Origin of the sequence: Lentzea xerophila (assembly GCF_051094245.1) — a bacterium.
Lineage (GTDB): Bacteria > Actinomycetota > Actinomycetes > Mycobacteriales > Pseudonocardiaceae > Lentzea > Lentzea xerophila.
In genome coordinates, this window is sequence record NZ_CP194934.1 from 1,483,214 (window position 1) to 1,506,018 (window position 22,805).

Here is a 22,805-nt window from a genome sequence, read left to right on the forward strand (position 1 = left end):
GTTCGGCATGATGAGAGCGTGACCGAGTTGCGGTCAGCGGACGCACACGGTGGTGCGGTGGAAGGTGGACCGGATCTGTGACCACGCGCCGGGTGTTCGGGGCGGTGCTGGTGTTCGTCGCGGCCGGGCTGGCGGTGGCGGCTACGTTCTTGCCCGCCTTCTCCGTGCAGGTCGTGCTCAACGGGCGGACGTTGCGGTTCGAGGCCACGTCGTGGGTTGTCGAGCGGGACGACTTCCGTGGGGCGCTGATGCTGGAGCCGCTCGAGTTCGGGGAGCCTTCGGTGGGGGCGGCGCTGATCATGGCGCTGGCCGTGGTGATCGCGTTTCGGGTGCCGGCCGCGAGGGTGGCGTCGTTGCTCGGGGCCGGGGTGCTGGCCGGGGTGGCCTGGTCTGCCCTCGGGCGGGTTCAGGGGTTGCTGGAGGAGCTCGCCGAGCTCGAGTCGCCTGTGCCCATCGAGGTGGAGCAAGGTGAGGGCGTCACGCTGCTGATCGTGGCGGCCGGGGTGGCTGTGGTGTCGGCGGTGTTGCATCAGGAGTTGCCGCGCGCGGTCAGGGCGGAACCCGCTGAGGGCGGGGTGGTGATCCACCAGCTCGAGGACGAGGCTGATGACACCGACACGCCGCCGTACGGATATCCGGTCATCGTGGAGCCGAAGAGTGATTGACCGTGTTGTGCGGCAGGAGGCGCGGTGATCGGCAGGCCTACCGCGGTGGCGTTGATCGCGGCGGGCGTGGTGCTGACGGCCACGGCGATGGTGTTGCCGTGGTACTCGACCGCGTACGCCGGCGGGGTCGAGGTCGTGGTCAGGGCCTGGGGCACGGAGGTCGTGAACAAGCCCGGTGACTGGCCCGCGGGCGAGCTGTCGCCCTGGTACGGGCTGCCGGTCGCGGTCGCGGCCGCACTGCTGGTCGCCGGGGTCTGGGTCAACCGGGCCGCGCTCGCCGGTGCCGCGGCCCAGCTCGGAGCGGTCGGCATCACGGCGGCGCTGGTCGTGTCCGAGCGTGGGCACGCGGTCGAGCAGCAGGGCGAATTCGCGATCGGCTACGGGCTGGTGTTCCTCGTCGTCGGGACGGTGGTCGCGCTCGTGGGAGCCATTGCCGTGCAACGGGAGTCGGCGTGAAGCTGCTGAGCACCGTCCTGTTGGGACTCGCCGCGGCCGCGGCCGTGGCGGCGACGTTCCTGCCGTTGTCGGAACTGTTGATCCGTCTCGCTCCCGGCCAGCCGCAGACCGCGTACGTCACCACCGGGTGGAGCACGCACTTCGGTGGCACGAAGGACGAGCACGGGCCGCTCTTCGCCATCCCGGTCGTCGCGGCGGCCGCGGCGGTGCTGGCCGGGATGCGGTGGCGGAAAGTCGCATTCGCCGGAGCGGCGGCACTCGCGGGCGTCACCGGAATGTTGTTCGTCTATCTGCTGAACGCGATCAGCTTTCACAAGACGGGCAACATCGCCATCGATCCCGGCCTGGAAGCCGGGTTCGGCAACGGTATCTGGGTGCTCATAGGCGCGGTCGTTCTCGCGTTCGCAGCCGTGGTGGTTCACCCCGACGACTGACCAGCCAAAATCGCCCGGCGTGCCTCACCTGTCGCGTGCGCACCGTGGGTCACTATCGGCGCATGAAGCTTTCCGGGCTGCTGAGCCGCACCAACCACGAACTTCCCGGTGTCACCGGCGTCGCGCGGGTTGACAGGCGCGCGAGCGACCTGGTGCGGCGGATCAGTCCCGGCGATGTCGCCGTGTTCGACCTCGTCGACCTCGACCGGCGCACCGCGGAGGCACTCGTCGCGGCCGAGGTGGTCGGTGTCGTGAACGCGTCGCCGTCGATCTCCGGGCGCTTTCCCAACCTCGGTCCGGAACTGCTGATCGAGGCGGGCATTCCGCTGATCGACGACGTCGGCCTCGTCGCGTTGCGGGAGATCAAGGACGGCGTCAAGATCCGGCTGCACGAAGGCGTCGTCTACGCCGGGGAGCGCGAGCTCGCCAAGGGTGTCGAGCAGGACGCCGAGAGCATCGCCGACGCCATGATCGAGGCGAAGGCCGGCATGTCCGCGCAGCTGGAGGCGTTCTCCGCCAACACCATCGAGTTCCTGCGCCGGGAGCGGGCGCTCGTGCTCGACGGTGTCGGCGTGCCCGAGGTGTACGTGCCGATGCGCGACCGGCAGGTGCTCGTCGTCGCGGGTGGACCGTCGCACGCGGACGAGCTGCGCCGGCTGCGCAAGTACATCCGCGAGTACCGGCCGGTGCTGATCGGCGTCGACACCGGCGCGGACACGTTGCTCGACGCCGGGCTCAAGCCGGACATCGTCGTCGGCGACCCCGACGGCATCGGCACCGCGTCACTGCGCGCGGCCGCCGAGGTGGTCGTGCCCGCGCAGACCGACGGCCACGCGCCCGGCCTGCAGCGCATCCAGGACCTCGGCATCGGCGCGGTGACGTTCCCCGCGTCGGGCAACGCGGAGGATCTCGCGTTGCTGCTCGCCGAGGCGCACGGCGCGTCCCTGGTCGTGACGGTGGGGTTGCGCGCGACGTTGCGCGAGTTCCTCGACCGGGGACATTCCGGTTCCAACCCCTCCACGTTCCTCACCCGGTTGAAGCTCGGCAGCAAGCTCGTCGACGGGGAGGCCGTCGCGACCCTGCACCGCAGCCGGGTGTCGCTGGGCGTGATCGTCCTGCTGGTGACCGCCGCGATCGCCGCCATGGCGGCGGCCCTCGCGGTGTCCGGCGTCGGTCACGTCTACGTCGACATCGTGGTCGATGGCTGGCACTCCGTCGTCAACTGGTTCAAGGGGTTGTTCTCGTGATAACGCTGCGCTACCACATAGTTTCGATCACCGCGGTGTTCCTCGCGCTCGCGGTCGGTGTCGTGCTGGGGTCGACCGCGATCAGCGGACGGCTGCTGTCGGGGTTGAGCGACGAGAAGAACTCGTTGGCGAAGCAGGTGAACGACCTGCAGAACGACCGCAACGCGTTGAACGCGAAGCTGACCGAGGCGGACGAGTTCGCCGCGTCCGTGGGACCGCTCGCCGTCAAGGACCGGCTCGCCGAGCGCACGGTCGTGCTGGTGACCACGTCGGACGCCCGTCCGTCCGATCGGGACGCTCTGGCGGGGCTGCTGAAGGCCGCGGGCGCCACCGTCAACGGTGAGATCCAGCTGACCGACGCGTTCGCCGACCCGTCCCGCGGCGACCAGCTGCGCGACCTCGTCGCACGGCTGCAGCCCGCCGGTTCGCAGCTGCCCACCGCCGCCGACCCCGGAACGCGCGCCGGCGGCCTGTTCGGAACGTTGCTGCTGCTCAACTCGTCCACCAACCAGCCGCAGGCCACCGACGACGAGACGGCCGCCGCCCTCGCCGGGCTCTCCAACGCCGGGTTCGTGAAGGCGACCTCGGGAGTCAAGCCGGCGCAGCTCGCGATCGTCCTGACCGGAGGCGCCGCGCTCGGTGACTCGGCCGCCGACCGCGCCGCGACCGTCGCGCGCTTCGCCGCCCAGCTCGACCGGACCGGCGCGGGTGTCGTGCTGGCCGGCGCGAACGGCTCTGCCAACGGCACCGGCGCGATCGGCGTGGTCCGCGCCGACACCGCCGCGACGTCGATCCTGTCCACGGTGGACAACTCCGACACCCCGGCGGGCCAGGTCGTCGTGGTGATGGCGCTGCGCGAACAGCTGGAGGGCCGCTCCGGCCGGTACGGCGTGGCGGGCAACGCCGAGGCGTCCTCGCCGGGCACCGCGGGTTAGGGCCGAGCCGTTCCCGCGCCGCCGTTCAGCACTCGGTCGTCCAGTCGCCGGGCAGGGTCTTCACCAGCAGCTCCAGCGCCTCCGGCGTGCGGGCGCGGGCCCACAGCCACTGGTGGTCGTCCTCGCGGACGATCAGGTCCTCCGCGACGAACCAGCGACTGCCGGGACTGTGCAGCGGCAAGAGCGTGAAGTGCTCTTCGAGCAGGGGGACGTCCGCCTCGGACGTCTCCCTGTCCGCTGTTTCGGCTCCGTCGCGGAACAGCGCCTCCGACAGCACCATCTCCACGCACGCCAGTGAGAACCGGGGCAGCCACCGCTGCCAGCGCTCCTCGGTCTTGTCCACGAGGTCGAGCTTGATCATGACCTCCGGGTCGTCGCCGTCCAGCGCCGTCCCCCAGGCGGCGACCCACTGGTTCTCGTCGCGGAACACCAGCACGTCGTCGTCGACGCGCAACTCCGACGGCATGAGCAGGCGGTCCTGGTTGCTGGTCAGGTCGGGCCGCTTGCCGAACAGCGACAGCGCCTCCTTCACCGCCTCGGGCAGCCGCACGCGCAGCTGGTCCTCGGTGGCGGCGAGATCGGCCCTGTCCCAGCCGTCCCGGGCTTCCAGCGGCTCGGCCCACGCGGCGGCGAAACCCTCGATGAAACGCCACGCCGCCGAACGGTCGTCCACGGCTCTCGCGGCCGCACCTGCCACGTCGAAGGTCACGTGGCAACTTTTCCTGATGCCGGCCCATGCCGGGGGAAGTTCGGCAAAACCCCTCGCTGCGCCGATCGGGTGATGTGATCTGGTGGGTCGTGGTGCGCTGAGTGACCGGCGGCGTGTTAGCGTTATGGCCCGTGGATAGGGGGATTTACCCCCACGATTTTCACGGGAGCCCCGTTGGTGCAGCAGGCACGTACGACCAAGCACGTCTTCGTCACGGGAGGCGTCGCCTCCTCCCTGGGCAAGGGGCTCACCGCCTCCAGCCTCGGCCAGTTGCTCACCTCGCGCGGCCTGCGGGTAACGATGCAGAAGCTCGACCCGTACCTGAACGTGGACCCCGGCACGATGAACCCGTTCCAGCACGGCGAGGTCTTCGTGACCGACGACGGCGCGGAGACGGACCTCGACATCGGCCACTACGAGCGGTTCCTCGCGCGGGATCTGAGCGGCGACGCGAACGTGACCACCGGCCAGGTGTACTCCGAGGTGATCGCCAAGGAGCGGCGCGGCGAGTACCTGGGCGACACGGTCCAGGTCATCCCGCACATCACCGACGAGATCAAGCGCCGCATCCGTGCGATGGCCGAGCCGGACGCCGACGGCGTCACGCCGGACGTGGTCATCACCGAGGTCGGTGGCACCGTCGGCGACATCGAGTCGCTGCCGTTCCTCGAGGCGTGCCGCCAGGTCCGTCACGACGTCGGCCGCGACAACGTCTTCTTCCTGCACGTCAGCCTGGTTCCGTACCTCGCGCCGAGCGGTGAGCTGAAGACCAAGCCGACGCAGCACTCCGTCGCGGCGCTGCGCAACATCGGCATCCAGCCCGACGCGATCGTGTGCCGCGCGGACCGGGAGATCCCGGACTCGCTGAAGCGCAAGATCGGCCTGATGTGCGACGTCGACACCGAAGCCGTCGTCGCGGCCGTGGACGCGCCGTCGATCTACGACATCCCGAAGGTGCTGCACTCCGAGGGCCTCGACGCCTACGTCGTGCGCCGCCTCGGCCTGCCGTTCCGCGACGTCGACTGGACGGTGTGGGGCGACCTGCTGGAGCGGGTGCACAACCCGTCCGAGACGGTGAAGATCGCGCTCGTCGGCAAGTACGTCGACCTGCCGGACGCCTACCTCTCGGTGACCGAGGCGCTGCGTGCGGGCGGTTTCGCGCACCACGCCAAGGTCGAGATCAAGTGGGTGCCGTCGGACGAGTGCAAGACGCCGGAGGGTGCGGCGCGGGCGTTGTCCGGCATGGACGCGGTGCTGATCCCCGGCGGGTTCGGCGTGCGCGGCATCGAGGGCAAGATCGGCGCGCTGAAGTACACCCGCACGCGCGGTGTGCCGACGCTGGGCCTGTGCCTCGGCCTGCAGTGCATGGTCATCGAGGCCGCGCGGAACCTGGCGGGCATCGAGGACGCGAACTCCAGCGAGTTCGAGGAGGGCGGCTCGCCCGTCATCTCCACGATGGCCGACCAGGAGGACGTCGTCTCCGGCCAGCGCGACATGGGCGGCACGATGCGCCTCGGCGCGTACATCGCGAAGCTCACGCCGGGTTCGCAGGTCGCGAACGCGTACGGCGCCACCGAGGTGTCCGAGCGGCACCGGCACCGCTACGAGGTCAACAACGCCTACCGCGGTCAGCTCGCCGACGCGGGCCTGGTCTTCTCCGGCACCTCGCCGGACGGCCGCCTGGTCGAGTTCGTCGAGCTGCCGGCCGACGTGCACCCGTTCTACGCCGCCACGCAGGCGCACCCGGAGCTCAAGTCGCGTCCCACGAAGCCGCATCCGCTGTTCGCGGCGTTCGTGAAGGCCGCGATCAACTACCGGGTTGCCGACCGCCTGCCGCTGACTGCGGGGGCCGCGAAGTGACCCGGCACGACTTCCGGACCGTGTCCAGCGAGGACGTGCACGTCGGGAAGGTCGTCGCGCTGCGGGTCGACGTGGTGGAGATGCCCGGCGGCGACACGGCCAAGCGCGAGATCGTCGAGCACATGGGCGCGGTCGCGGCCGTGGCCGTGAACGACGCCGGTGAGGTCGTGCTGGTCCACCAGTACCGCCACGCGCTCGGCAGGCACCTCTGGGAGCTGCCGGCCGGGCTGCTCGACCACGACGGCGAGGAGCCGGTCATCGGCGCCCGCCGGGAGCTGGCCGAGGAGGTCGGGCTCGACGCGCAGCGCTGGGACACGCTGGTCGACACGGCCGCTTCGCCCGGCTTCACCGACGAGGTCGTGCGCGTCTTCCTCGCGCGCGAGCTGTCCGAGGTGGACCGCGACGTGCAGGGCGAGGAGGAGGCGGATCTGGAGATCCATCGCTTCCCGCTGGCCGAGGCCGTGCGGATGGTGCTCTCCGGCGAGATCGTGAACTCGTCCACGGTCGCCGGGCTGCTCGCGGCCCGCGAGGTGCTGGAGGGCAGGGCCGAGCCGCGCCCGGCCGATGCGCCGTTCCGCGACAAGCCGACCCGGTTCGCCGCCCGCGCGAAGTAAAGTGGACCGATGCGGACGGTGAAGGGTGTCTTCTCGCGGATGAAGGCACCCTTCGGCGTTCTCGCGCTGGGTGGCGCGGGCGTGGTGTTGCTGCAGTTCGTCGACCCGACCAAGCCGGGCAACCTGCTGCCGAAGTGCCCGCTCAACTGGCTGACGGGGCTGGACTGCCCGGCGTGCGGTGCCACGCGCATGGTCCACGCGTTGCTGCACGGTGACGTCGTCAGCGCGTTCCACTTCAACGCCGTGTTGCTCGCGTTGGGCGTGCCACTCGCGGTGTGGCTGTTCGCGCGGTGGACGAAAGATCGCTGGACTGGCGAACGGCGATCCGTGCCGAAGCCGGTCGGTGTCGCCGTTCTCGTCGTTGCCGCCGTGTGGGGCGTGGGGCGCAATCTCGCGGGGATCTAATCCCGCAGTTTGCGGCCCTGGGCGTCCGTGCCGCCGCTGACCAGGATGATGATCCCGTCGATCAACGACCAGATGCCGCAGCCACCGCAGGTCAGCAGCTGGGCGACGGCCATCCCGGTGTGGCCGGTGTAGAAGCGGCCGATGCCGAAGTTGCCCAGGAACAACTGCAGCACGCCCGCCGCGACCTTCGACTTCTCCGACAGCGGCACGCCGGTGATCGGGTCGAAGCCGTACGGGGCACCGGGAGTGCCGTAGCCGGGCGGCATCATGCCGGGAGGCGGCGGCGGAGTACCGAACTGCGGCTGCGGGCCGGTGGGCGGTGGGTAGTACGGCTGGGTGGGTGGGGGCACGTATCCGGGCGGCGCCGGCGGAACGGCCGCGAACGGCACCGAGGGCGGCGCGAGGAACGGCGGATGGGGCTGCGGGAGGTCGCGGAACAGCTCGGCGAGCTCGGCGTAGGCCTGCGCGACCGACGCGCGGTTCACCCGCTCCTGGTACTCCGTGATGTCGAGCCGCGCCATCGCGAAGTGGTCGTTGAGCGCGGTGATCGCTTCTTCGCGCTGCTGGTTGCCGATGCGCTGCTGCTCCGGCCCGAATGCTTCTGACACGGCTCAGCACGTTATCCGATGCAGCGCGTCGATATCGCGAATACGCTGCGACGATGCTGGTCGGTGTCCCAAAGGAGATCAAGAACCACGAGTACCGGGTCGCCATCACGCCCGCGGGAGTGGTCGAACTGGTCCGCCGCGGGCACTCCGTCGTCGTCGAGCGCGACGCCGGCGCGGGGTCGTCGTTCCCCGATCACGAGTACACGGCGGCCGGTGCGCGGATCGCTCCCTCCGCGGACGAGGTGTGGGGTTCCGCCGACCTGGTGCTGAAGGTCAAGGAGCCGATCCGGCCCGAGTACCACCGGATGCGCCGGGACCAGGTGCTGTTCACCTACCTGCACCTGGCCGCGAGCCCGGAGTGCACCGAGGCCATCGCGTCCTGCGGCATCACGGCCATCGCCTACGAGACCGTGCAGCTGCCCGACGGGTCGCTGCCGCTGCTGGCGCCGATGAGCGAGATCGCCGGGCGGATGGCGGCCCAGGTCGGCGCGCACTGCCTGGAACGGGCCCAGGGCGGGCGCGGGGTGCTGCTCGGTGGTGCTCCCGGGGTCGCGGCGGGCAAGGTCGCGGTGATCGGCGCGGGGGTGGCGGGGATGAACGCGGCGACGATGGCGATCGGCATGCAGGCCGAGGTCGTCGTGCTGGACAACAACGTCAACCGGTTGCGGCAGATCGACTTCACCTACCGCGGGCACCTGCAGACGATCGCGTCGAACGCCTACGAGGTCGAGAAGGCCTGCCGCTGGGCGGATCTGGTCGTCGGAGCGGTCCTCGTGCCCGGTGCGAAGGCGCCGAAGCTCGTCAGCAACGACCTGGTGTCGCGGATGCGGTCCGGCAGCGTGCTCGTGGACATCGCGGTCGACCAGGGCGGGTGTTTCGAGGACACCCGGCCGACCACGCACGACGACCCGACGTACCGCGTGCACGACTCCGTGTTCTACTGCGTGGCGAACATGCCCGGTGCCGTGCCGAACACGTCGACGTACGCGCTCACCAACGTGACGCTGCCGTATGTCATCGCGTTGGCGGACAAGGGTTTCGACGGGGCCGTGGCAGCGGATCCGGCGCTGGCCAAGGGGGTCAACGCGCGTGACGGGGAGATCTTGTTGGAAGGCCTGGTGTGATCGCTGATCTGGTGGCGACGTATCTCGACCACCTCGCCGTGGAACGCGGCACCGCCCGCAACACCCTCGACTCGTACACCCGCGATCTACGCCGTTACACCGAACACCTGGAATCCATCGGTGTCACGGACTTGGGCGCGGTGACCGAACTGCACGTGAGCGAGTTCTTGGCCGTGTTGCGGGAGAGCGGGCTCGCGGCGTCGTCTGCCGCACGGACGTTGGTCGCTGTGCGGGGATTGCACCGTTTCGCGCATCGCGAAGGCGTCGTGCCACATGACGCCGCACGGGCCGTGCATCCGCCGTCGCCACCCAAGAGGCTGCCGAAAGCATTGCCTATCAATGATGTTCTGACGCTGCTCGAAAATGTGGGAAACCTCAGGGACAAGGCCCTGCTCGAGCTGTTGTACTCGACGGGAGCCCGGATCTCCGAGGTGGTCGGGCTCGACCTGGACGACATCGACGCGGCCGAGCGGACGGTGCTGCTCGACGGGAAGGGAGGCAAGCAACGGCTGGTTCCGGTGGGGCGTCCGGCGTTGGCGGCGGTGGACGCGTACCTGGTGCGTGCACGTCCTGCGCTGGCGGCCAAAGGTCGTGGCACGCCTGCGTTGTTCTTGAACGCGCGTGGCGGGAGGCTCTCCCGGCAGAGCGCGTGGACCGTCCTGAAGACCGCTGCGGAGGAGGCTGGAATCACCGCCGTGGTGTCGCCTCACACGTTGCGACATTCGTTCGCCACCCATCTGCTCGAAGGGGGTGCGGACGTTCGGGTGGTGCAAGAACTCCTCGGGCACGCATCGGTTACGACCACTCAGGTGTACACCCTGGTGACCGTTACGACTTTGAGGGAGGTCTACGCAACTGCACACCCTCGAGCCACTGGAACATGAGGCTTCCACGGGTACGGTGGGCAGGTGCCGAACTTGGACGAGCCGTCCCCACAGGCCATTGATCTAGCCGCCGTGCTGCACGCGCTGAGCGACCCGACGAGGCTCGCGGTCGTACGCCAGATTCAGTCCAGCGGCGAGAGGCTGTGCGGGGCCTTCGAGGTCGACGTCGCGAAGTCGACCCTTTCCCAGCACCTGCGCGTGTTACGCGAAGCAGGCATCACACGAACACGGTGCCGGGGCAACCAGCGCTGGGTGTCGTTGCGCCGCGATGACCTGGATCTTCTCTTCCCGGGTCTGCTCGACGTGGTGCTGACGGCGTCCGAGCGCCGAACACGAACGGATGTTCCGGCCTAACTGAGTCTTGACAACACCGGCGAGGCGCGTTGCCGCTCGCACGGGTGCGGCCTAGGCTGCGCCCGGAGAGACGACTACGACGAGTGAGGGAACGCCAGCCATGTCGACACCGGAGCACGCTTTCGCGCCCCGTGCCGATCTGAGCCTGGCTCCGCACGCCGCGCCGGTGGACGACGTCGCTCAGGAGCAGCTCGACGGCATCGGGCCGACAGGCCGCCCACGCCGCCACATCCCGGATCCGCCGCCGCTGCTGCACCACGGTCCGGCGAAGATCCTCGCGGTGTGCAACCAGAAGGGCGGCGTCGGCAAGACGACGTCGACCATCAACCTGGGCGCGGCGCTGGCCGAGTACGGCAGACGGGTGCTGCTCGTCGACTTCGACCCGCAGGGCGCGCTGTCCGTGGGCCTCGGCGTGCACCCGCACCAGCTGGAAACCACGATCTACAACGTCATCATGGAAGGCGACACCGCCGTCCGCGACGTCATCCGCAAGACCATGATCGACGACATGGACCTGCTGCCGAGCAACATCGACCTCTCGGCGGCCGAGATCCAGCTCGTGTCCGAGGTGGGCCGCGAGCACACGCTCGTGCGCACCCTCCGTCCCGTCATCGACCACTACGACTACGTGCTGGTCGACTGCCAGCCCTCGCTCGGCCTGCTCACGGTGAACGCCCTCGCGGCCGCGGACGGTGTGCTGATCCCGCTGGAGTGCGAGTTCTTCTCGCTGCGCGGGGTGGCGCTGCTCATCGACACCATCGAGAAGGTCAAGGAACGCTTGAACCCCAAGCTCACCATCACCGGCATCCTCGCCACGATGTTCGATCCGCGCACGCTGCACTCGCGCGAGGTCATGGCCCGCGTCGTGGAGGCGTTCGGCGACATCGTGTTCGACTCGGTCATCAACCGCACGGTGCGCTTCCCGGAGACGACCGTGGCCGGCGAGCCGATCACCCGCTGGGCCCCCCGTTCCTCGGGCGCCAACGCGTACCGCGCGCTGGCTCGCGAGGTGATCGCCCGGTGAACCGTCGCCCTTCGTTGCCGGGGGCGGCCGAACTGTTCCGGCTGACGGCTGCTCCCGCCGCCCCGGACGAGGTCTCGTCCGCCGAGGAGACTCCGCAGCAACGCCGCGGTTCCGGCCGCACCAAGCACACCACGAAGATCACGGTCTACGTGTCCGACGAGGAGCTCCTCGCGCTGGAACAGGCGCGGCTGGTGTTGCGCGGCTCTCACGGCCTGGGCGTCGACCGCGGCCGCGTGGTGCGTGAGGCGATCGCCATAGTGCTGGACGACCTCGAGGCGCACGGTGACGCGTCGTTGCTGGTACGCAGGTTGCGCGAGCAGTGACCGAGGACGTACCCGAGCAGGCACCGGTTGACGACGGCAAGTTCAAGGTTCGGCTCACGAACTTCGAAGGTCCGTTCGACCTGCTGCTGCAACTGATCTCCCAGCACACGCTCGACGTGACCGAGGTGGCGCTGCACACGGTCACCGACGACTTCATCGCGCACATCCGCGGCATGGGCGACGCGTGGGACCTCGACGAGACCACCGAGTTCCTCGTCATCGCGGCCACGCTGCTCGACCTGAAGGCCGCGCGGCTGCTGCCCACCGGTGACGTCGAGGACGAGGACGACCTGGCGTTGCTGGAGGCGCGCGACCTGCTGTTCGCGCGGCTGCTGCAGTATCGGGCCTACAAGCAGGTCGCGGCCCTGTTCGCGGAACTGGAACAGGGCGCGTACCGGCGCTACCCGCGCTCGGTGTCGCTGGAGCCGCGCTTCGAGGGCCTGCTGCCCGAGGTGATGCTCGGCGTCACCCCGGACAAGTTCGCCCTGATCGCGGCCGCCGCGTTCCGGCCGAAGCAGAAGCGGACACTGTCGGTCGACCACATCCACCAGCACCGGGTGTCGATCCGCGAGACCGCCGACGTCCTGCGGGCGATGCTGATCGAGAAGGGCACGGCGTCGTTCTCGGAGATCGTCGCCGAGTGCACCGAGACGATGGAGGTCGTGGCGCGGTTCCTGGCGCTGCTGGAGCTGTACCGGGAGAAGTCGCTGGCCTTCGAGCAGGAGGACCCGCTCGGGCCGCTGCAGGTGACGTGGGTCGGCGGGACGTTGGAACAAGCGCAGGCGCAGGTGCACGCCGGCGACGAGGATGAGGACTACGGCGGATGAGCGAGCCACTGGTCGGGCCGGACGCGGCGGAGATCGAGAAGCCGGGGCCGGCGTACGACGGGGGCGAGCCCGGGGTGGCGGCGCCCGCCGGGGCCGCCGAAGGAAAGCCTGAGACCGAGCCTCCCGCAGAGCCGACTGCCGAGCCGACTGCCGAGCCGGGGGAGTCGGCTGAGCCGGGCTCGGGCGCGGGGGTCCCCCCGGTTTCCAGTCTATCGGGCGGCACCGACGAAAACGGCGGGTCAGGGGCCGAGCCTGTGGACAACTCCGCGGCCGAGCCCGCCGCTGTCGAGGCCAAGCCCGACGCAGCCGAGCCCGACGCAGCCGAGCCCGACGCAGCCGAGCCCGACGCAGCCGAGCCCGACGCAGCCGAGCCCGACGCAGCCGAGCCCGACGCAGCCGAGCCCGACGCCGACGCCGCCACCCTCGAAGCCCAGCTCCTCGCCGCCGCCCCCGAAGAGGCGATCGAGGACAGCGGCCTGCCGGACCTCACCGACGACGCGACCTTCGAGGCCGCGCTCGAGTCGGTGTTGCTCGTCGTCGACAGCCCGATCGCGGAAGACCAGCTCAGCAGTGCCCTCGAGCAGCCGGTTAAGCGAATCAAGCAGGCACTCCGTAGACTCTCCACCCGGTACACCGAGTCCGGCAGTGGCATCGACCTGCGCAGGGCGGGGGACGGCTGGCGGTTCTACACGCGGGACCGGTTCGCCCCGTTCGTGGAGAAGCTGCTGCTCGACGGTCAGCGCGCGAAACTCACCCGCGCGGCCCTGGAGACGCTCGCGGTGATCGCCTACCGGCAGCCTGTCACGCGGGCGCGGATCGCGGCGGTTCGTGGCGTCAACGTCGACGGTGTGATCCGGACCCTGGTCGCGCGGGGGCTCATCGAGGAGACGGGCACCGACAGCGACACGGGTGGGATCCTGTACCGCACGACCGAACTGTTCCTGGAGCGGTTGGGGCTTTCGTCGCTTGCCGACCTGCCGCCAATCGCCCCGCTGCTGCCCGAAGTGGATGCGATCGACGATGTCTGAGAACGAGGGCGTGCGCCTGCAGAAGGTGCTCGCACAGGCCGGGATCGCCTCCCGCCGTGCTTCTGAGGAGCTGATCGACCAGGGCCGCGTCCAGGTCGACGGCGAGGTCGTGCGCGAGCAGGGGCGCCGGATCGACCCCGAGACGGCCATCGTGCACGTGGACGGCGTGCGGGTGCAGATCCGCGAGGACGTCGTCACGATCGCGCTGAACAAGCCGTTCGGGATGCTCTCCACGATGGAGGACGACCTGGGCCGCCCCTGCGTCGGCGACCTGGTGCGCAACCGCAAGGAGCGCCTGTTCCACGTCGGCCGGCTCGACGCCGAGACCGAGGGGCTGCTGCTGCTCACGAACGACGGCGAGCTCGCGCACCGGCTGATGCACCCGAGCTACAACGTCAAGAAGACCTACCTCGCCGAGGTGCCCGGCCCGGTCGAGAAGGGTCTCAACAAGAAGCTCAAGGCAGGCATCGAGCTGGAGGACGGCCCGGCCAAGGTCGACTCGTTCAAGCTCATCAGCGCCGTGCCCGGCAAGGCGCTGGTCGAGATCGTGCTGCACGAAGGCCGCAAGCACATCGTCCGCCGCCTCATGGAGGCCGCCGGCTACCCGGTGCAGTCGCTGGTCCGCGTCGCGGTCGGCGACGTGTCGCTGGGCAACCAGCGTCCCGGCTCGATGCGGGTGCTGAACCGGCAGGAGGTCGGCGGGCTCTACAAGCTCGTCGGTCTCTGATCGGACCTGCCCCGCGAGGGGCCGCCGACGCCGTGGCGGGACGATCGCAAGACCGTGCAGCTGTGGAGGATCGACGGCACCCCGCGGTGGTGGGCGGATCTGCCCGGCTCCTCGACGTCCGTGCCGGCCGTGGAGTTCGGGGACGGCACCGTGGCAGTGCACACGGAGCCGGTCGTCCAGGTCTGGGACCTCCGCGGTGACCAGCCGCGGCGGGCACCCGGTTCGGCGGGTTCGGCAGCCACGTCCAGTCGGTGCGTTATCGGCCGGACATAAGGGAGTTCGTCGCCTTCGAGTGGGACGGCGCGAAGGTGTGGACGTTGCGCGGTGACCTGGCCGGCGCGCTGAGGAAGGTCTGCGACGTCGCGGGGGCACCGCTGCCGGACGCCGAGTGGGAGCGGCGGTTCCCGGACGTGGAACGTGTGCCGGTGTGCTGAACGAAGCCGTGGATGGCGTTGCGTGTCGCCACCCACGGCCACACCGGCGCCGGTTCGGGGCGAAAGCACCGGGTCTTCCCCAGCAGTGACGTTAGGGCGAATGGGTTGTTCACGGTCATGTGTTGGCCGCTGAACAAAGTTCTCTGAACAATGACGGGATGCCGAGACGGGAACGCCCTCTCGACGAGGGCGAGAGCGGCCTGCTGCGGTTCGCGGCGGAGCTGCGCCGGCTGCGGGAACGCGCGGGCAGCCCCACCTACCGCGAACTGAGCCGGCGGGCGCACTACTCGGCCGCGGCGTTGTCGGAGGCGGCGGGTGGGCGCAAGCTGCCGAGCCTCGCGGTGACGAAGGCGTACGCCAAGGCCTGCGACGCCGACCCGGAGGAGTGGGCGCGGCGGTGGCGGGCGGTCGCCGAGTCCGAACAGGACGCGGGCGGCGACAGTCCGTACGCGGGCCTGGCGACGTTCCAGCCCGACGACGCCCCGAGGTTCTTCGGGCGCGAGCGGTTGACGGCCGAACTGCTCACCACCCGGAACCGCTTCACCGGCGTGTTCGGGCCGTCCGGGGTGGGGAAGTCGTCGTTGCTGCGGGCCGGGCTCATCGCCCGCACCCGTGAGCCCGTCCTGTTGTTCACCCCCGGCGCGAACCCCGTGGAGGAGTGCGCGGTCGCGCTCGCCCGGCTCACCGGCGCGGACGCCGTCGAGCTCGCCCGCGAACTGGAAGACCCCCTGGAACTCCACCGCAGGCACCGGCACCTCGTGGTCGTCGACCAGTTCGAGGAGTTGTTCACGTTGTGCCGCGCCGAAGAGCTGCGCACATGGCTGATCGCGGCACTGAAGGGCTGTACCAAGGTCGTCATCGGTGTGCGGGCCGACTACTACGGCCACTGCGCGCGGTACCCGGAGCTGGTCGAGGCCCTCGAAGGCGCCCAGCTCCTGCTCGGCCCGATGACCCCGGACGAACTGCGCCTGGCCATCACCGAACCCGCCGCGGTCGCCGGTGCCAAGGTCGAGTCGGCGTTGCTGGCCAGGCTGATGGCCGACGCGGTCGGGCAGGCGGCGGTGTTGCCGTTGCTGTCCCACGCGCTCGCGGAGACCTGGCAGCACCGCCGCGGCATGACGCTGACCCTCGCCGCCTACGAGGAGGTCGGCGGCCTCGAACACGCCGTCGCCCGCACCGCGCAGGAGGTCTTCGACCGGTTGACGCCGTGGCAGCGGGAGCAGGCGAAACGGATCCTGCTGCGGCTCGTGACCGCCGAGGACACGAAACGCCGTGCGCTCTCCGACGAGCTCGAAGCCGACGACGAGGTGTTGTGCGCGCTGGCCGCGGCGCGGCTCGTGGTGATCGACCGCGACGGCGTCGAGCTCGCGCACGAGGCGTTGATCCGCGGCTGGCCCGCGTTCCAGCGCTGGGTCGAGGAGGACCGCGAGAACATCAGGGCGCAGCGCGAGCTCACCCACGCCACGCGGACCTGGGAGGCACTCGACCGCGACCCCGGAGCGTTGTTGCGCGGCCGCCGGCTCTCCTCGGTGCCGGCCGGGTTGTCGTTGAACGCCGCGGAACGCGCGTTCCTGGCCGCGAGCCACGCCGCGGAGGCCGATCTCTCGGCCAGCGCGCGAAGACGCACCCGCCGCCAGCGTCAGCTGCTCGCCGCGCTCGCGGCTCTGGTGGTCGTCGCCGCCAGTTCGACCGTCTTCGCGTTGCAGGCAGGCAGGACCGCCGACGAGCAACGTGCCAACGCCGCCGTGCTGCGGGCCGTGGGGGAGGCCGCCGTCCTGCGCTCCACGAACCCCGCGCTGGCCCAGCAGGTCGCGCTCGCCGCCTTCCAGCTCGTGCCGCTGCCCCAGGCACGCAACGGCCTGCGCCAGGAGGACGTGCCCTCCCAGGTGCTCCGCGAAGCCCAGTCCGAGGTCACCGCGCTCGTCGTCGGCCCGACCCAGCAGCAGGTCGCGACCGGCCACCGCGATGGCACGGTCGTGCTGACCGCGCTCGACGACCTGCCGTCGCCACGCACCTCCCACGACGCCACGAGGCACGCCGGTGCGGTCACGGCCCTCGCGATGGACTCGACCGGCGGCATGGTCGCCTCCGCGGGTGAGGACGGCGCCGTCCACGTCGTCGACGTCTCCCTCGGCAAACCCCGCGAGCTCGCGGTGCTCCCCGTGCGCGCCACCGCGATCGCTTGGCAGGGCACCACCCTCGTCACCACCGGGCAGGACGGCGCCCTGAGCTTCTGGACCGACCTGCGCCGCGAACGCCCGCGGCTGCTCGCCGGTACGCAGCTCGGCCTGGGCCCGCTGACGGGCCTGGCCTTCCGCGCCGACGGCCACGTCCTCGCCGCCGTCACGACCGGGCGCGCCGTGCACCTCGTCGACGTCTCCGACCTGGGCGACGCCAAGCTCCTGTCGCTGACCAGGAAGTTCGCCGGCGGCGCCCAGTTCGCCGGTCCCGGCGACCTCCTGACCACGGCCGGCAACGCCGTCCACGTCTGGGACACCACGGACCCGCGCGCCCCGGTCCTGCGCGCCGAGATCCCGTCGGGCGGCGGCGAGGTCACCGCGGCCTGGCTCGGTGCCGGCCGGGTCGCGGTCGCCACCGACGACGGCCTGGTGCGGCTCTGGCTGCTCGGTGCCGGCGAACCAGTGGAGCAGGCCCTGCTGCGCGGGCACGCCGGGCCGGTCGCCGCGGTCGGTCTCACGCCCAAGGGTGACGAGGTCGTGACGGGTGGTGCGGACCGGGCGGTGCGGCTGTGGGACGTCGACCCGCGGGACCCCGCGGTGCGCATCTGCGAGCAGGCCGTGCCGCGGATGAACCGCGACCAGTGGGAGCAGTTCTTCGGCGGTCTCGACTTCACCCCGCCGTGCCGCGACTGAGGCCCAGCGTGCGGCAGGTGGAACGATCACGAAGCGCACGTCCGGGTGGTGAGTGATTAGCGGGCCGTTAGACGGCGGGCGAACCTCTGGTGGACAATCCCGCCAGGAGGCGGCATGCCACGAGGGGAACGACCGCTGGGTCCGGAGGACACCGCGCTGCTGCGGTTCGCCGGTGACCTGCGTCGACTGCGCGACCAGGCGGGCAAACCGAGCTACCGCGAGCTGGCCAGGCGGGCGAACTACTCGCCGACCGCGCTGTCCGACGCGGCCGGCGGGCGCAAGCTGCCCTCGCTCGCGTTGACGCTCGCGTTCGTCCGCGCCTGCGAGGCCGATCCGGCGCCGTGGACCAAGCGCTGGCGTGAGCTGGCGGCCGAGCACGCGCAGCCGTTGCACCCGAACGCGCCGTACCCCGGCAACGCGCCCTTCACCGAACACGACGCGAAGCGGTTCTTCGGCCGTGAGAACCTCGTCGAGCAGGTGCTGGAGTCGGTCCGGGCCAGACCGCTCACCGTCGTGGTCGGCGCCTCCGGCTCCGGCCGCACGTCACTGCTGCACGCGGGCCTGCTGCCCGCCCTCGACGACGCCGTGGTGGTCACTCCGGCGGAGAACCCCCTCGACGACCTGGCCGGTGCCCTCGCCGAGGTCTTCGGCGACATCACGCCCGACCGGCTCGCCGACGAGCTCCGGCGGGACCCCGACCACCTCAGGCTGCGGATCCGGCAGCACCGCCCCGGCCTCGTGCTGCTCGTCGACGACGCCGAGAAGGCGCTCGGCGCGGACGACTTCCTCGCCGCCGTCACCCGCTGCCCCCACGTGGTGCTCGCGGTGCGTGCGGACCACCAGCGGCGGTGGCGGGAGAAGGACCTCGGCGGCGGCGAGATCGTCATCGAGCCGATGAGCGCCGACCAGCTGCGCCGCGCGATCACCGAGCCCGCCGCCAAGATCGGCGCCACCGTCGAGACCGCGGTGATCGCGCGACTGGTCGCCGACGCCGCGAACCAGCACGCGCTGCCGTTGGTGCAGCAGGCCCTCGTCGAGACGTGGCGGCGCAAGCGCGGCATGACGCTGTCGCTCGCGGGCTTCGAGGAGGCGGGCGGCGTCGAGCACGTCGTCGCGCAGGCCGCCCAGACGGTCCTCGCGGAGCTCGACGAGACCGGCAGGGCAGCGGTCAGACAGCTCTTCCTGCGGCTGATCTCGGTGCAGCGCAACGGGATCGTGCAACGCCGCACGCGCGCGCTCGACATCGACGCACACCTGCTCGACCTGCTCGCGAAGGCCAGGCTGGTCACGCTCACCGAGGACGGCGTCGAGCTCGTCCACGACGCGGCGCTGCGCTGGCCGAAGCTCGCCGAGTGGATCGACGAGGAACGCGAGAACCTCCAGACGCACCAGCAGCTCGTCACCGCGATGGAGCTGTGGGAGGCGAGCGACCGCGACCCGCTGGCGCTGTACCGGGGAGCGCGCCTGCGCAAGGCCAAGGAGCTCGGCGGGTTCCTGACGGTCCAGGAACGCAGGTTCGTCGAGATCAGCACCCGCCGCGAGACACGCCGTTCGACGGCGTTGATCGCGGTCATGGCGGTGCTGATCGCGCTGGTGCCGGGCACCGTCGTCTACGCGCTGGCCAACGAACGCAAGATCACCGAGCTGCACGACAGGGAGCTCGGCAGCAAGGCGATCTCCCAGTCCGAGTCGCTGATGGAACAGCGCCGGCCGTACGCGGACAGGTACGCGCTGGTCGGCTACCGGGTCAGCCCGTCGGCCGAGGCCGAGAAGGTGCTGCGGCTCGCGAACGCGGTCGCGCGCGGCATCCCGTTCACCGGCACGCCCAAGGACGACGCGGACGTCATGGTCACGCCCCGCGGCGACCTGGCGGCGGTGACCGACGAGGACGGCACCGACCGGATGTGGAGCCTCGACGAGGACCGGGCGGTGCCCGGCAAGAGGTTCGCCGACCGCCACCGGGTCGTGAAGCTCGCCCAGGGCCGTGCCGTCACCAAGGACAACACCAGCCGGGAACACCTGTGGGCCATCAGTGACGGCGGCGACGTCACCTACCTCGCGCCGCTGCGCGACCGGTTCCGGACGCTCGACCTCAGCGCGGACGGCTCGCGGATCGTCGGCAAGGTCGGCGAGTCGGTCGACGTCGGCCTCCCGACGCCGGACGCGTCCGAGCACGCCGAGCTGTTCGACCTCAACGACCCGCGGCACCCGCGCGAGCTGCCGATGCCGGTGCGCAACCCCGAGACCGTCGCGCTGAGCCAGGACGGCCGCGAGCTCTCGACCGCCGTCTGGGACGCGGCCGCGGGCACGACGACGATCGAGTTCTGGCGCATCGGCGGCACCGTCGAACGCGCCGCGCCGGCGTTGCAGCAGGGCGTCTACGTCCGCGGTCTCACCTACAGCGGTGACGGCCGGTGGCTCGCCGTCGAGCAGTCGCCCGAGTCCGTCGTCGAGGTGTGGCAGCGCGTGCCCAGCGGCACGCCCGTGCTGCGCGCCCGGCTGGACACCACGCTGCGGTCCGGTGCCCGGGTCACGTTCGCCGCCGACGACCGCGTGGCCGTGGTGCGCGACAACGTCTTCGAGGTGCAGCGGCTCTACGCGTCCGACCGCTTCCCGGACCGGCTCGTGTACGTCGTCGGCCACGGCAACTCGACGCGTGCGGTGTACCGGTCGCAGTACGACGACTTCCTCGTGCGCAGCGGGGGCCGCGAGCCCGAGCTGCTGCCGTACGAGCTCGACGCCGCCCGCATCATCTCCAGGATGTGTGAAAAAGACGGCGCGAGGCTCACGGACTCCGAATGGGTGAAGAGCTTCGGCGAAGTGGAGCGCGTCGAAGTCTGCTGACCGCCGCGATCCGCCGGAAACAACCCGGAGTTGCGCATGCACGCATTGTGAAGCAGAGGTCCACTCTCTAGGGTGACCGAGTGCGTGCGTTCACAAGGGGACTTCTCGGCATTGCCGGGTTCCTCGCTCTCTGGGAGCTCTTAGGACGCTCTCCCCTCCTACCTGCACACGCGCTCCCGCCACCGTCCGTCGTGTTCGGTGAGCTCGTCGTGCAGCTGACTTCTCCTGAGTTCATCAGTCATGTCGTGGCAACGGTTCTCGCGGTGCTGATCGCCATCGGCATCGCCATCGCCATCGCGGTGCCGAGTGGACTCGTCCTCGGCTCCGTCCCGGCGGTACGCCACGCGACGCGCGCCGTGATCGAGTTCCTGCGCCCGATCCCTTCTGTGGCACTGATTCCACTCGCGCTCGTGATGCTCGGTTTCGGACCGGAAACCAAGATCACGCTGGCCGTGTACGCGGCACTGTGGCCGATCTTGTTCAACACCATCTACGCCCTGGACGAACTGGACCCGCTGCAGGTTGAGACAGCAAAGGTTTTCGGCACCGGACGGGTGGGCGTGCTGTTCCGGGTGGCGTTGCCGAGCGCGCTGCCGTTCGTCCTGACCGGAATCCGGCTCGCCGCGACGACGGCGTTGATCGTGATGGTGAGCGTGGAGCTGATGGCGGGCAGCCAGGTGGGCCTCGGCTACTTCATCATGGAGGCCCGCAGCGGGCCGGGCCGCATGGACCAGGTGCTGGTCGGCACCGTGGTCGCGGGCACCATCGGTGTCCTGCTGAACAGCGGTCTCGAGCGCGTCCGCCGGCGTTGGGTGGCCTGGTGAACAAGTTCCTCCAGAGATGGGCCGTGTTCGCCGGTCTCGTCGTCGTGTGGCAGCTGGCCGGCTGGCTCGCCGAGGACCCGTTCTTCCCGCCTCCGTCCGACATCCTGGCGTCGGCCTGGGAGTTGTGGGTCCTCGAGCCGCAGAACTTCACCGAGCACGTCGTGCCGTCGATCGGGCGGCTGCTGTCCGGCTGGGCGATCGCCTCGGTCATCGGCGTCGCGCTGGGACTGCTGCTGGGCCGCTCGGACCGGGCGATGGAGTACGCGGGACCGCTGCTGGTGTTCCTGCGCTCGATCCCGCCGCCCGCGCTGGTGCCGGTGTTCCTCCTGCTGTTCAAGGCGGGGACGTCGATGCAGCTCGCGACGATCGTCTTCGGCGTGATCTGGCCGGTGCTGCTCAACACCGTGGACGGCGCCCGTTCCGTCGACGTGACCAAAGTGGACACCTCCGCGGTCTTCCGGATCCCGCGCTACCAGTGGGTTCTCGGAGTGGTGCTGCCCGCGGCCTCGCCGAAGATCTTCGCCGGGCTCCGGGTGTCCCTGTCGCTCTCCCTGGTGCTGATGGTCATCTCCGAGCTCGTGGGCACGGACAACGGCATCGGCTCACAACTCATGCAGGCACAGCGCGAGTTCGACTACACGCGCATGTGGGCGGGCATCGTCCTGTTGGGCGTGCTCGGCTACGGACTCAACACCGCACTCCTGGCGGTGGAACGCAGGGCTTTGGCGTGGCAACCGAGGAGTCGGGATGAGCAACATGCTTGAGGTGGCCGACCTAGGCCACACCTACGGCGACTACGAGGCCATCGGCGGCCTCACGTTCACCGTGCGCGCCGGCGAGCTGGTGTGCGTGGTCGGACCTTCCGGATGCGGCAAGTCCACTCTGCTGCGCACGATCTCCGGGCTCATCACGCCCTCCCGCGGTGACGTGTCCCTGAAGGGCTCCCACCTCGCGGTGGTGTTCCAGGACTACTCCCGTTCGCTGTTCCCGTGGCTCACGGTGCAGGGCAACGTGGAGTTCCCGCTGCGCTCCCTGCCGCGCGCGGAACGCCGCTCCCGCGCCGCTGAGGCGCTCGAGTGGGTGGGGCTCGGCGCGGCGGCCAGGAAGCGGCCGTGGCAGCTCTCCGGCGGCATGCAGCAGCGCGTGGCGATCGCGCGGGCGCTGGCGTTCCGGCCGGCGTTGTTGTTGATGGACGAGCCGTTCGCCTCCGTGGACGCCCAGACCCGTTTCGAGCTGGAGGACCTGTTACTCCGCGTACGCCGTGAGCACGACACGACCGTTCTCGTGGTCACGCACGACATCGACGAGTCGGTGTACCTGGGCGACCGGATCCTGGTCCTTTCCGGATCACCCGCGAAGCTGGTGGCGGATCTCGAAGTGCCGTTGCCGGCCGAGCGCGACCAGGTGACAACCCGCACCGACGAGGCCTTCGTGGCGCTGCGGTCGAAGGTGGCGCGGCTGCTGAACGTCGGCAAGCCCTCGGTGGACGTGGAGAAGTGGGCCGCGGCCGAGCGCGACTCGCTGAGCGAGACCGTCTCGTCCTGACCAGAACGCGGATCAGCCCCGGACCTGATGTGGTCCGGGGCTGATCCGCGTTCGAGGTGGA

The 22,805-nt window shown here is 70.5% G+C and carries 24 protein-coding genes and 1 pseudogene; 22 read left to right on the forward strand and 3 right to left on the reverse strand.

Translation table 11 applies throughout. The features are described from left to right. Positions 1 to 77 precede the first annotated feature (77 nt). The 5 genes from ACRSBM_RS07300 to ACRSBM_RS07320 all read left to right on the forward strand — a co-directional run bounded on the left by ACRSBM_RS07300 (position 78) and on the right by ACRSBM_RS07320 (position 3,737). Complete coding sequence (locus tag ACRSBM_RS07300; protein WP_434440897.1) at positions 78 to 665, forward strand: hypothetical protein; 588 nt, start codon at positions 78 to 80, stop codon at positions 663 to 665. Between the two features lie 24 nt (positions 666 to 689). After that, positions 690 to 1,121 carry a hypothetical protein gene (locus ACRSBM_RS07305; protein WP_434440900.1) on the forward strand — a complete coding sequence of 144 codons (432 nt, stop codon included), beginning with the start codon at positions 690 to 692 and terminating at the stop codon, positions 1,119 to 1,121. Continuing rightward, positions 1,118 to 1,555 carry a hypothetical protein gene (locus ACRSBM_RS07310; RefSeq protein ID WP_434440902.1) on the forward strand — a complete coding sequence of 146 codons (438 nt, stop codon included), beginning with the start codon at positions 1,118 to 1,120 and terminating at the stop codon, positions 1,553 to 1,555. Before ACRSBM_RS07305 ends, ACRSBM_RS07310 begins: the two co-directional genes overlap by 4 nt. 62 nt (positions 1,556 to 1,617) lie before the next feature. Beyond that, positions 1,618 to 2,802 (forward strand): putative cytokinetic ring protein SteA, encoded by a 1,185-nt coding sequence (gene steA / locus ACRSBM_RS07315; RefSeq protein WP_434440905.1) that lies wholly within the window; start codon positions 1,618 to 1,620, stop codon positions 2,800 to 2,802. Further along, positions 2,799 to 3,737: a copper transporter gene (locus ACRSBM_RS07320; RefSeq protein WP_434440908.1), complete on the forward strand. Its 939-nt coding sequence runs from the start codon at positions 2,799 to 2,801 to the stop codon at positions 3,735 to 3,737. The genes steA and ACRSBM_RS07320 overlap by 4 nt, the downstream gene beginning before the upstream one ends. Before the next feature lie 25 nt (positions 3,738 to 3,762). Here the strand turns inward: ACRSBM_RS07320 and ACRSBM_RS07325 are convergent, their stop codons facing one another. Further along, positions 3,763 to 4,446 (reverse strand): hypothetical protein, encoded by a 684-nt coding sequence (locus ACRSBM_RS07325; protein ID WP_434440910.1) that lies wholly within the window; start codon positions 4,444 to 4,446, stop codon positions 3,763 to 3,765. A 177-nt stretch (positions 4,447 to 4,623) separates the two neighbouring features. Between ACRSBM_RS07325 and ACRSBM_RS07330 the strand changes: the two genes are divergently transcribed. Genes ACRSBM_RS07330 through ACRSBM_RS07340 form a run of 3 tightly spaced genes read left to right on the forward strand, consistent with a single transcriptional unit; the run spans position 4,624 to position 7,325 of the window. Next, on the forward strand, positions 4,624 to 6,306 hold the full coding sequence (locus ACRSBM_RS07330; protein ID WP_434440913.1) for a CTP synthase: 1,683 nt from the start codon (positions 4,624 to 4,626) through the stop codon (positions 6,304 to 6,306). Continuing rightward, the gene (locus ACRSBM_RS07335) at positions 6,303 to 6,920 is read left to right on the forward strand and encodes an NUDIX domain-containing protein (protein WP_434440916.1); all 618 of its coding nucleotides are present in this window, start codon (positions 6,303 to 6,305) and stop codon (positions 6,918 to 6,920) included. The genes ACRSBM_RS07330 and ACRSBM_RS07335 overlap by 4 nt, the downstream gene beginning before the upstream one ends. A gap of 9 nt (positions 6,921 to 6,929) precedes the next feature. Beyond that, positions 6,930 to 7,325 carry a DUF2752 domain-containing protein gene (locus ACRSBM_RS07340; RefSeq protein ID WP_434440919.1) on the forward strand — a complete coding sequence of 132 codons (396 nt, stop codon included), beginning with the start codon at positions 6,930 to 6,932 and terminating at the stop codon, positions 7,323 to 7,325. Here the strand turns inward: ACRSBM_RS07340 and ACRSBM_RS07345 are convergent. Next, positions 7,322 to 7,933, reverse strand: coding sequence for an NINE protein (locus ACRSBM_RS07345; protein WP_434440921.1), 612 nt, complete (start codon positions 7,931 to 7,933; stop codon positions 7,322 to 7,324). The two genes, ACRSBM_RS07340 and ACRSBM_RS07345, sit on opposite strands and share 4 nt — an antisense overlap. Positions 7,934 to 7,986: 53 nt before the next feature. Here ACRSBM_RS07345 and ald point away from each other — a divergent pair, with 53 nt between their 5' ends. The 6 genes from ald to ACRSBM_RS07375 all read left to right on the forward strand — a co-directional run bounded on the left by ald (position 7,987) and on the right by ACRSBM_RS07375 (position 12,469). After that, on the forward strand, positions 7,987 to 9,057 hold the full coding sequence (gene ald, locus ACRSBM_RS07350; protein ID WP_434440924.1) for an alanine dehydrogenase: 1,071 nt from the start codon (positions 7,987 to 7,989) through the stop codon (positions 9,055 to 9,057). 8 nt (positions 9,058 to 9,065) lie between these two features. Beyond that, on the forward strand, positions 9,066 to 9,941 hold the full coding sequence (gene xerD / locus ACRSBM_RS07355) for a site-specific tyrosine recombinase XerD (protein ID WP_434453004.1): 876 nt from the start codon (positions 9,066 to 9,068) through the stop codon (positions 9,939 to 9,941). 24 nt (positions 9,942 to 9,965) lie between these two features. Then, complete coding sequence (locus ACRSBM_RS07360; protein ID WP_434440927.1) at positions 9,966 to 10,295, forward strand: ArsR/SmtB family transcription factor; 330 nt, start codon at positions 9,966 to 9,968, stop codon at positions 10,293 to 10,295. A 100-nt stretch (positions 10,296 to 10,395) separates the two neighbouring features. Beyond that, positions 10,396 to 11,319 (forward strand): ParA family protein, encoded by a 924-nt coding sequence (locus ACRSBM_RS07365; RefSeq protein ID WP_434440930.1) that lies wholly within the window; start codon positions 10,396 to 10,398, stop codon positions 11,317 to 11,319. Then, the gene (locus ACRSBM_RS07370) at positions 11,316 to 11,642 is read left to right on the forward strand and encodes a hypothetical protein (protein ID WP_434440932.1); all 327 of its coding nucleotides are present in this window, start codon (positions 11,316 to 11,318) and stop codon (positions 11,640 to 11,642) included. Before ACRSBM_RS07365 ends, ACRSBM_RS07370 begins: the two co-directional genes overlap by 4 nt. Continuing rightward, positions 11,639 to 12,469 carry a segregation and condensation protein A gene (locus ACRSBM_RS07375; protein ID WP_434440935.1) on the forward strand — a complete coding sequence of 277 codons (831 nt, stop codon included), beginning with the start codon at positions 11,639 to 11,641 and terminating at the stop codon, positions 12,467 to 12,469. Before ACRSBM_RS07370 ends, ACRSBM_RS07375 begins: the two co-directional genes overlap by 4 nt. A 348-nt stretch (positions 12,470 to 12,817) precedes the next feature. On the opposite strand, the pseudogene ACRSBM_RS07380 reads toward ACRSBM_RS07375, so the two are convergent. Further along, positions 12,818 to 12,865, reverse strand: a pseudogene (locus ACRSBM_RS07380) (hypothetical protein); the annotation flags it as partial. Between the two features lie 80 nt (positions 12,866 to 12,945). On the opposite strand from ACRSBM_RS07380, the gene scpB reads away from it, so the two are divergent. The 8 genes from scpB to ACRSBM_RS07420 all read left to right on the forward strand — a co-directional run bounded on the left by scpB (position 12,946) and on the right by ACRSBM_RS07420 (position 22,744). Further along, the gene (scpB, locus tag ACRSBM_RS07385; RefSeq protein WP_434453005.1) at positions 12,946 to 13,497 is read left to right on the forward strand and encodes an SMC-Scp complex subunit ScpB; all 552 of its coding nucleotides are present in this window, start codon (positions 12,946 to 12,948) and stop codon (positions 13,495 to 13,497) included. Further along, positions 13,490 to 14,224, forward strand: coding sequence for a pseudouridine synthase (locus tag ACRSBM_RS07390; protein ID WP_434440937.1), 735 nt, complete (start codon positions 13,490 to 13,492; stop codon positions 14,222 to 14,224). Before scpB ends, ACRSBM_RS07390 begins: the two co-directional genes overlap by 8 nt. Before the next feature lie 251 nt (positions 14,225 to 14,475). After that, complete coding sequence (locus ACRSBM_RS07395) at positions 14,476 to 14,658, forward strand: hypothetical protein (RefSeq protein WP_434440939.1); 183 nt, start codon at positions 14,476 to 14,478, stop codon at positions 14,656 to 14,658. Between the two features lie 158 nt (positions 14,659 to 14,816). Next, the gene (locus ACRSBM_RS07400; protein ID WP_434440942.1) at positions 14,817 to 17,531 is read left to right on the forward strand and encodes an nSTAND1 domain-containing NTPase; all 2,715 of its coding nucleotides are present in this window, start codon (positions 14,817 to 14,819) and stop codon (positions 17,529 to 17,531) included. Between the two features lie 114 nt (positions 17,532 to 17,645). Further along, positions 17,646 to 20,375: an nSTAND1 domain-containing NTPase gene (locus ACRSBM_RS07405; protein ID WP_434440945.1), complete on the forward strand. Its 2,730-nt coding sequence runs from the start codon at positions 17,646 to 17,648 to the stop codon at positions 20,373 to 20,375. A gap of 80 nt (positions 20,376 to 20,455) precedes the next feature. Continuing rightward, positions 20,456 to 21,199, forward strand: a complete 744-nt coding sequence (locus ACRSBM_RS07410) for an ABC transporter permease (RefSeq protein WP_434440948.1) — start codon at positions 20,456 to 20,458, stop codon at positions 21,197 to 21,199. Next, positions 21,196 to 21,963 (forward strand): ABC transporter permease, encoded by a 768-nt coding sequence (locus ACRSBM_RS07415; RefSeq protein ID WP_434440951.1) that lies wholly within the window; start codon positions 21,196 to 21,198, stop codon positions 21,961 to 21,963. The genes ACRSBM_RS07410 and ACRSBM_RS07415 overlap by 4 nt, the downstream gene beginning before the upstream one ends. Then, positions 21,947 to 22,744, forward strand: coding sequence for an ABC transporter ATP-binding protein (locus tag ACRSBM_RS07420; RefSeq protein WP_434440954.1), 798 nt, complete (start codon positions 21,947 to 21,949; stop codon positions 22,742 to 22,744). The genes ACRSBM_RS07415 and ACRSBM_RS07420 overlap by 17 nt, the downstream gene beginning before the upstream one ends. The last annotated feature ends 61 nt before the right edge of the window (positions 22,745 to 22,805 follow it).

Bases quoted from the DNA above. Each gene is read 5' to 3' on its own strand.
- steA (WP_434440905.1), top strand. From the start codon at position 1,618: ATGAAGCTTTCCGGGCTGCTGAGCCGCACCAACCACGAACTTCCCGGT.
- ACRSBM_RS07340 (WP_434440919.1), top strand. From the start codon at position 6,930: ATGCGGACGGTGAAGGGTGTCTTCTCGCGGATGAAGGCACCCTTCGGC.
- ald (WP_434440924.1), top strand. From the start codon at position 7,987: ATGCTGGTCGGTGTCCCAAAGGAGATCAAGAACCACGAGTACCGGGTC.
- ACRSBM_RS07365 (WP_434440930.1), top strand. From the start codon at position 10,396: ATGTCGACACCGGAGCACGCTTTCGCGCCCCGTGCCGATCTGAGCCTG.
- ACRSBM_RS07390 (WP_434440937.1), top strand. From the start codon at position 13,490: ATGTCTGAGAACGAGGGCGTGCGCCTGCAGAAGGTGCTCGCACAGGCC.
- ACRSBM_RS07400 (WP_434440942.1), top strand. From the start codon at position 14,817: ATGCCGAGACGGGAACGCCCTCTCGACGAGGGCGAGAGCGGCCTGCTG.
- ACRSBM_RS07405 (WP_434440945.1), top strand. From the start codon at position 17,646: ATGCCACGAGGGGAACGACCGCTGGGTCCGGAGGACACCGCGCTGCTG.
- ACRSBM_RS07420 (WP_434440954.1), top strand. From the start codon at position 21,947: ATGAGCAACATGCTTGAGGTGGCCGACCTAGGCCACACCTACGGCGAC.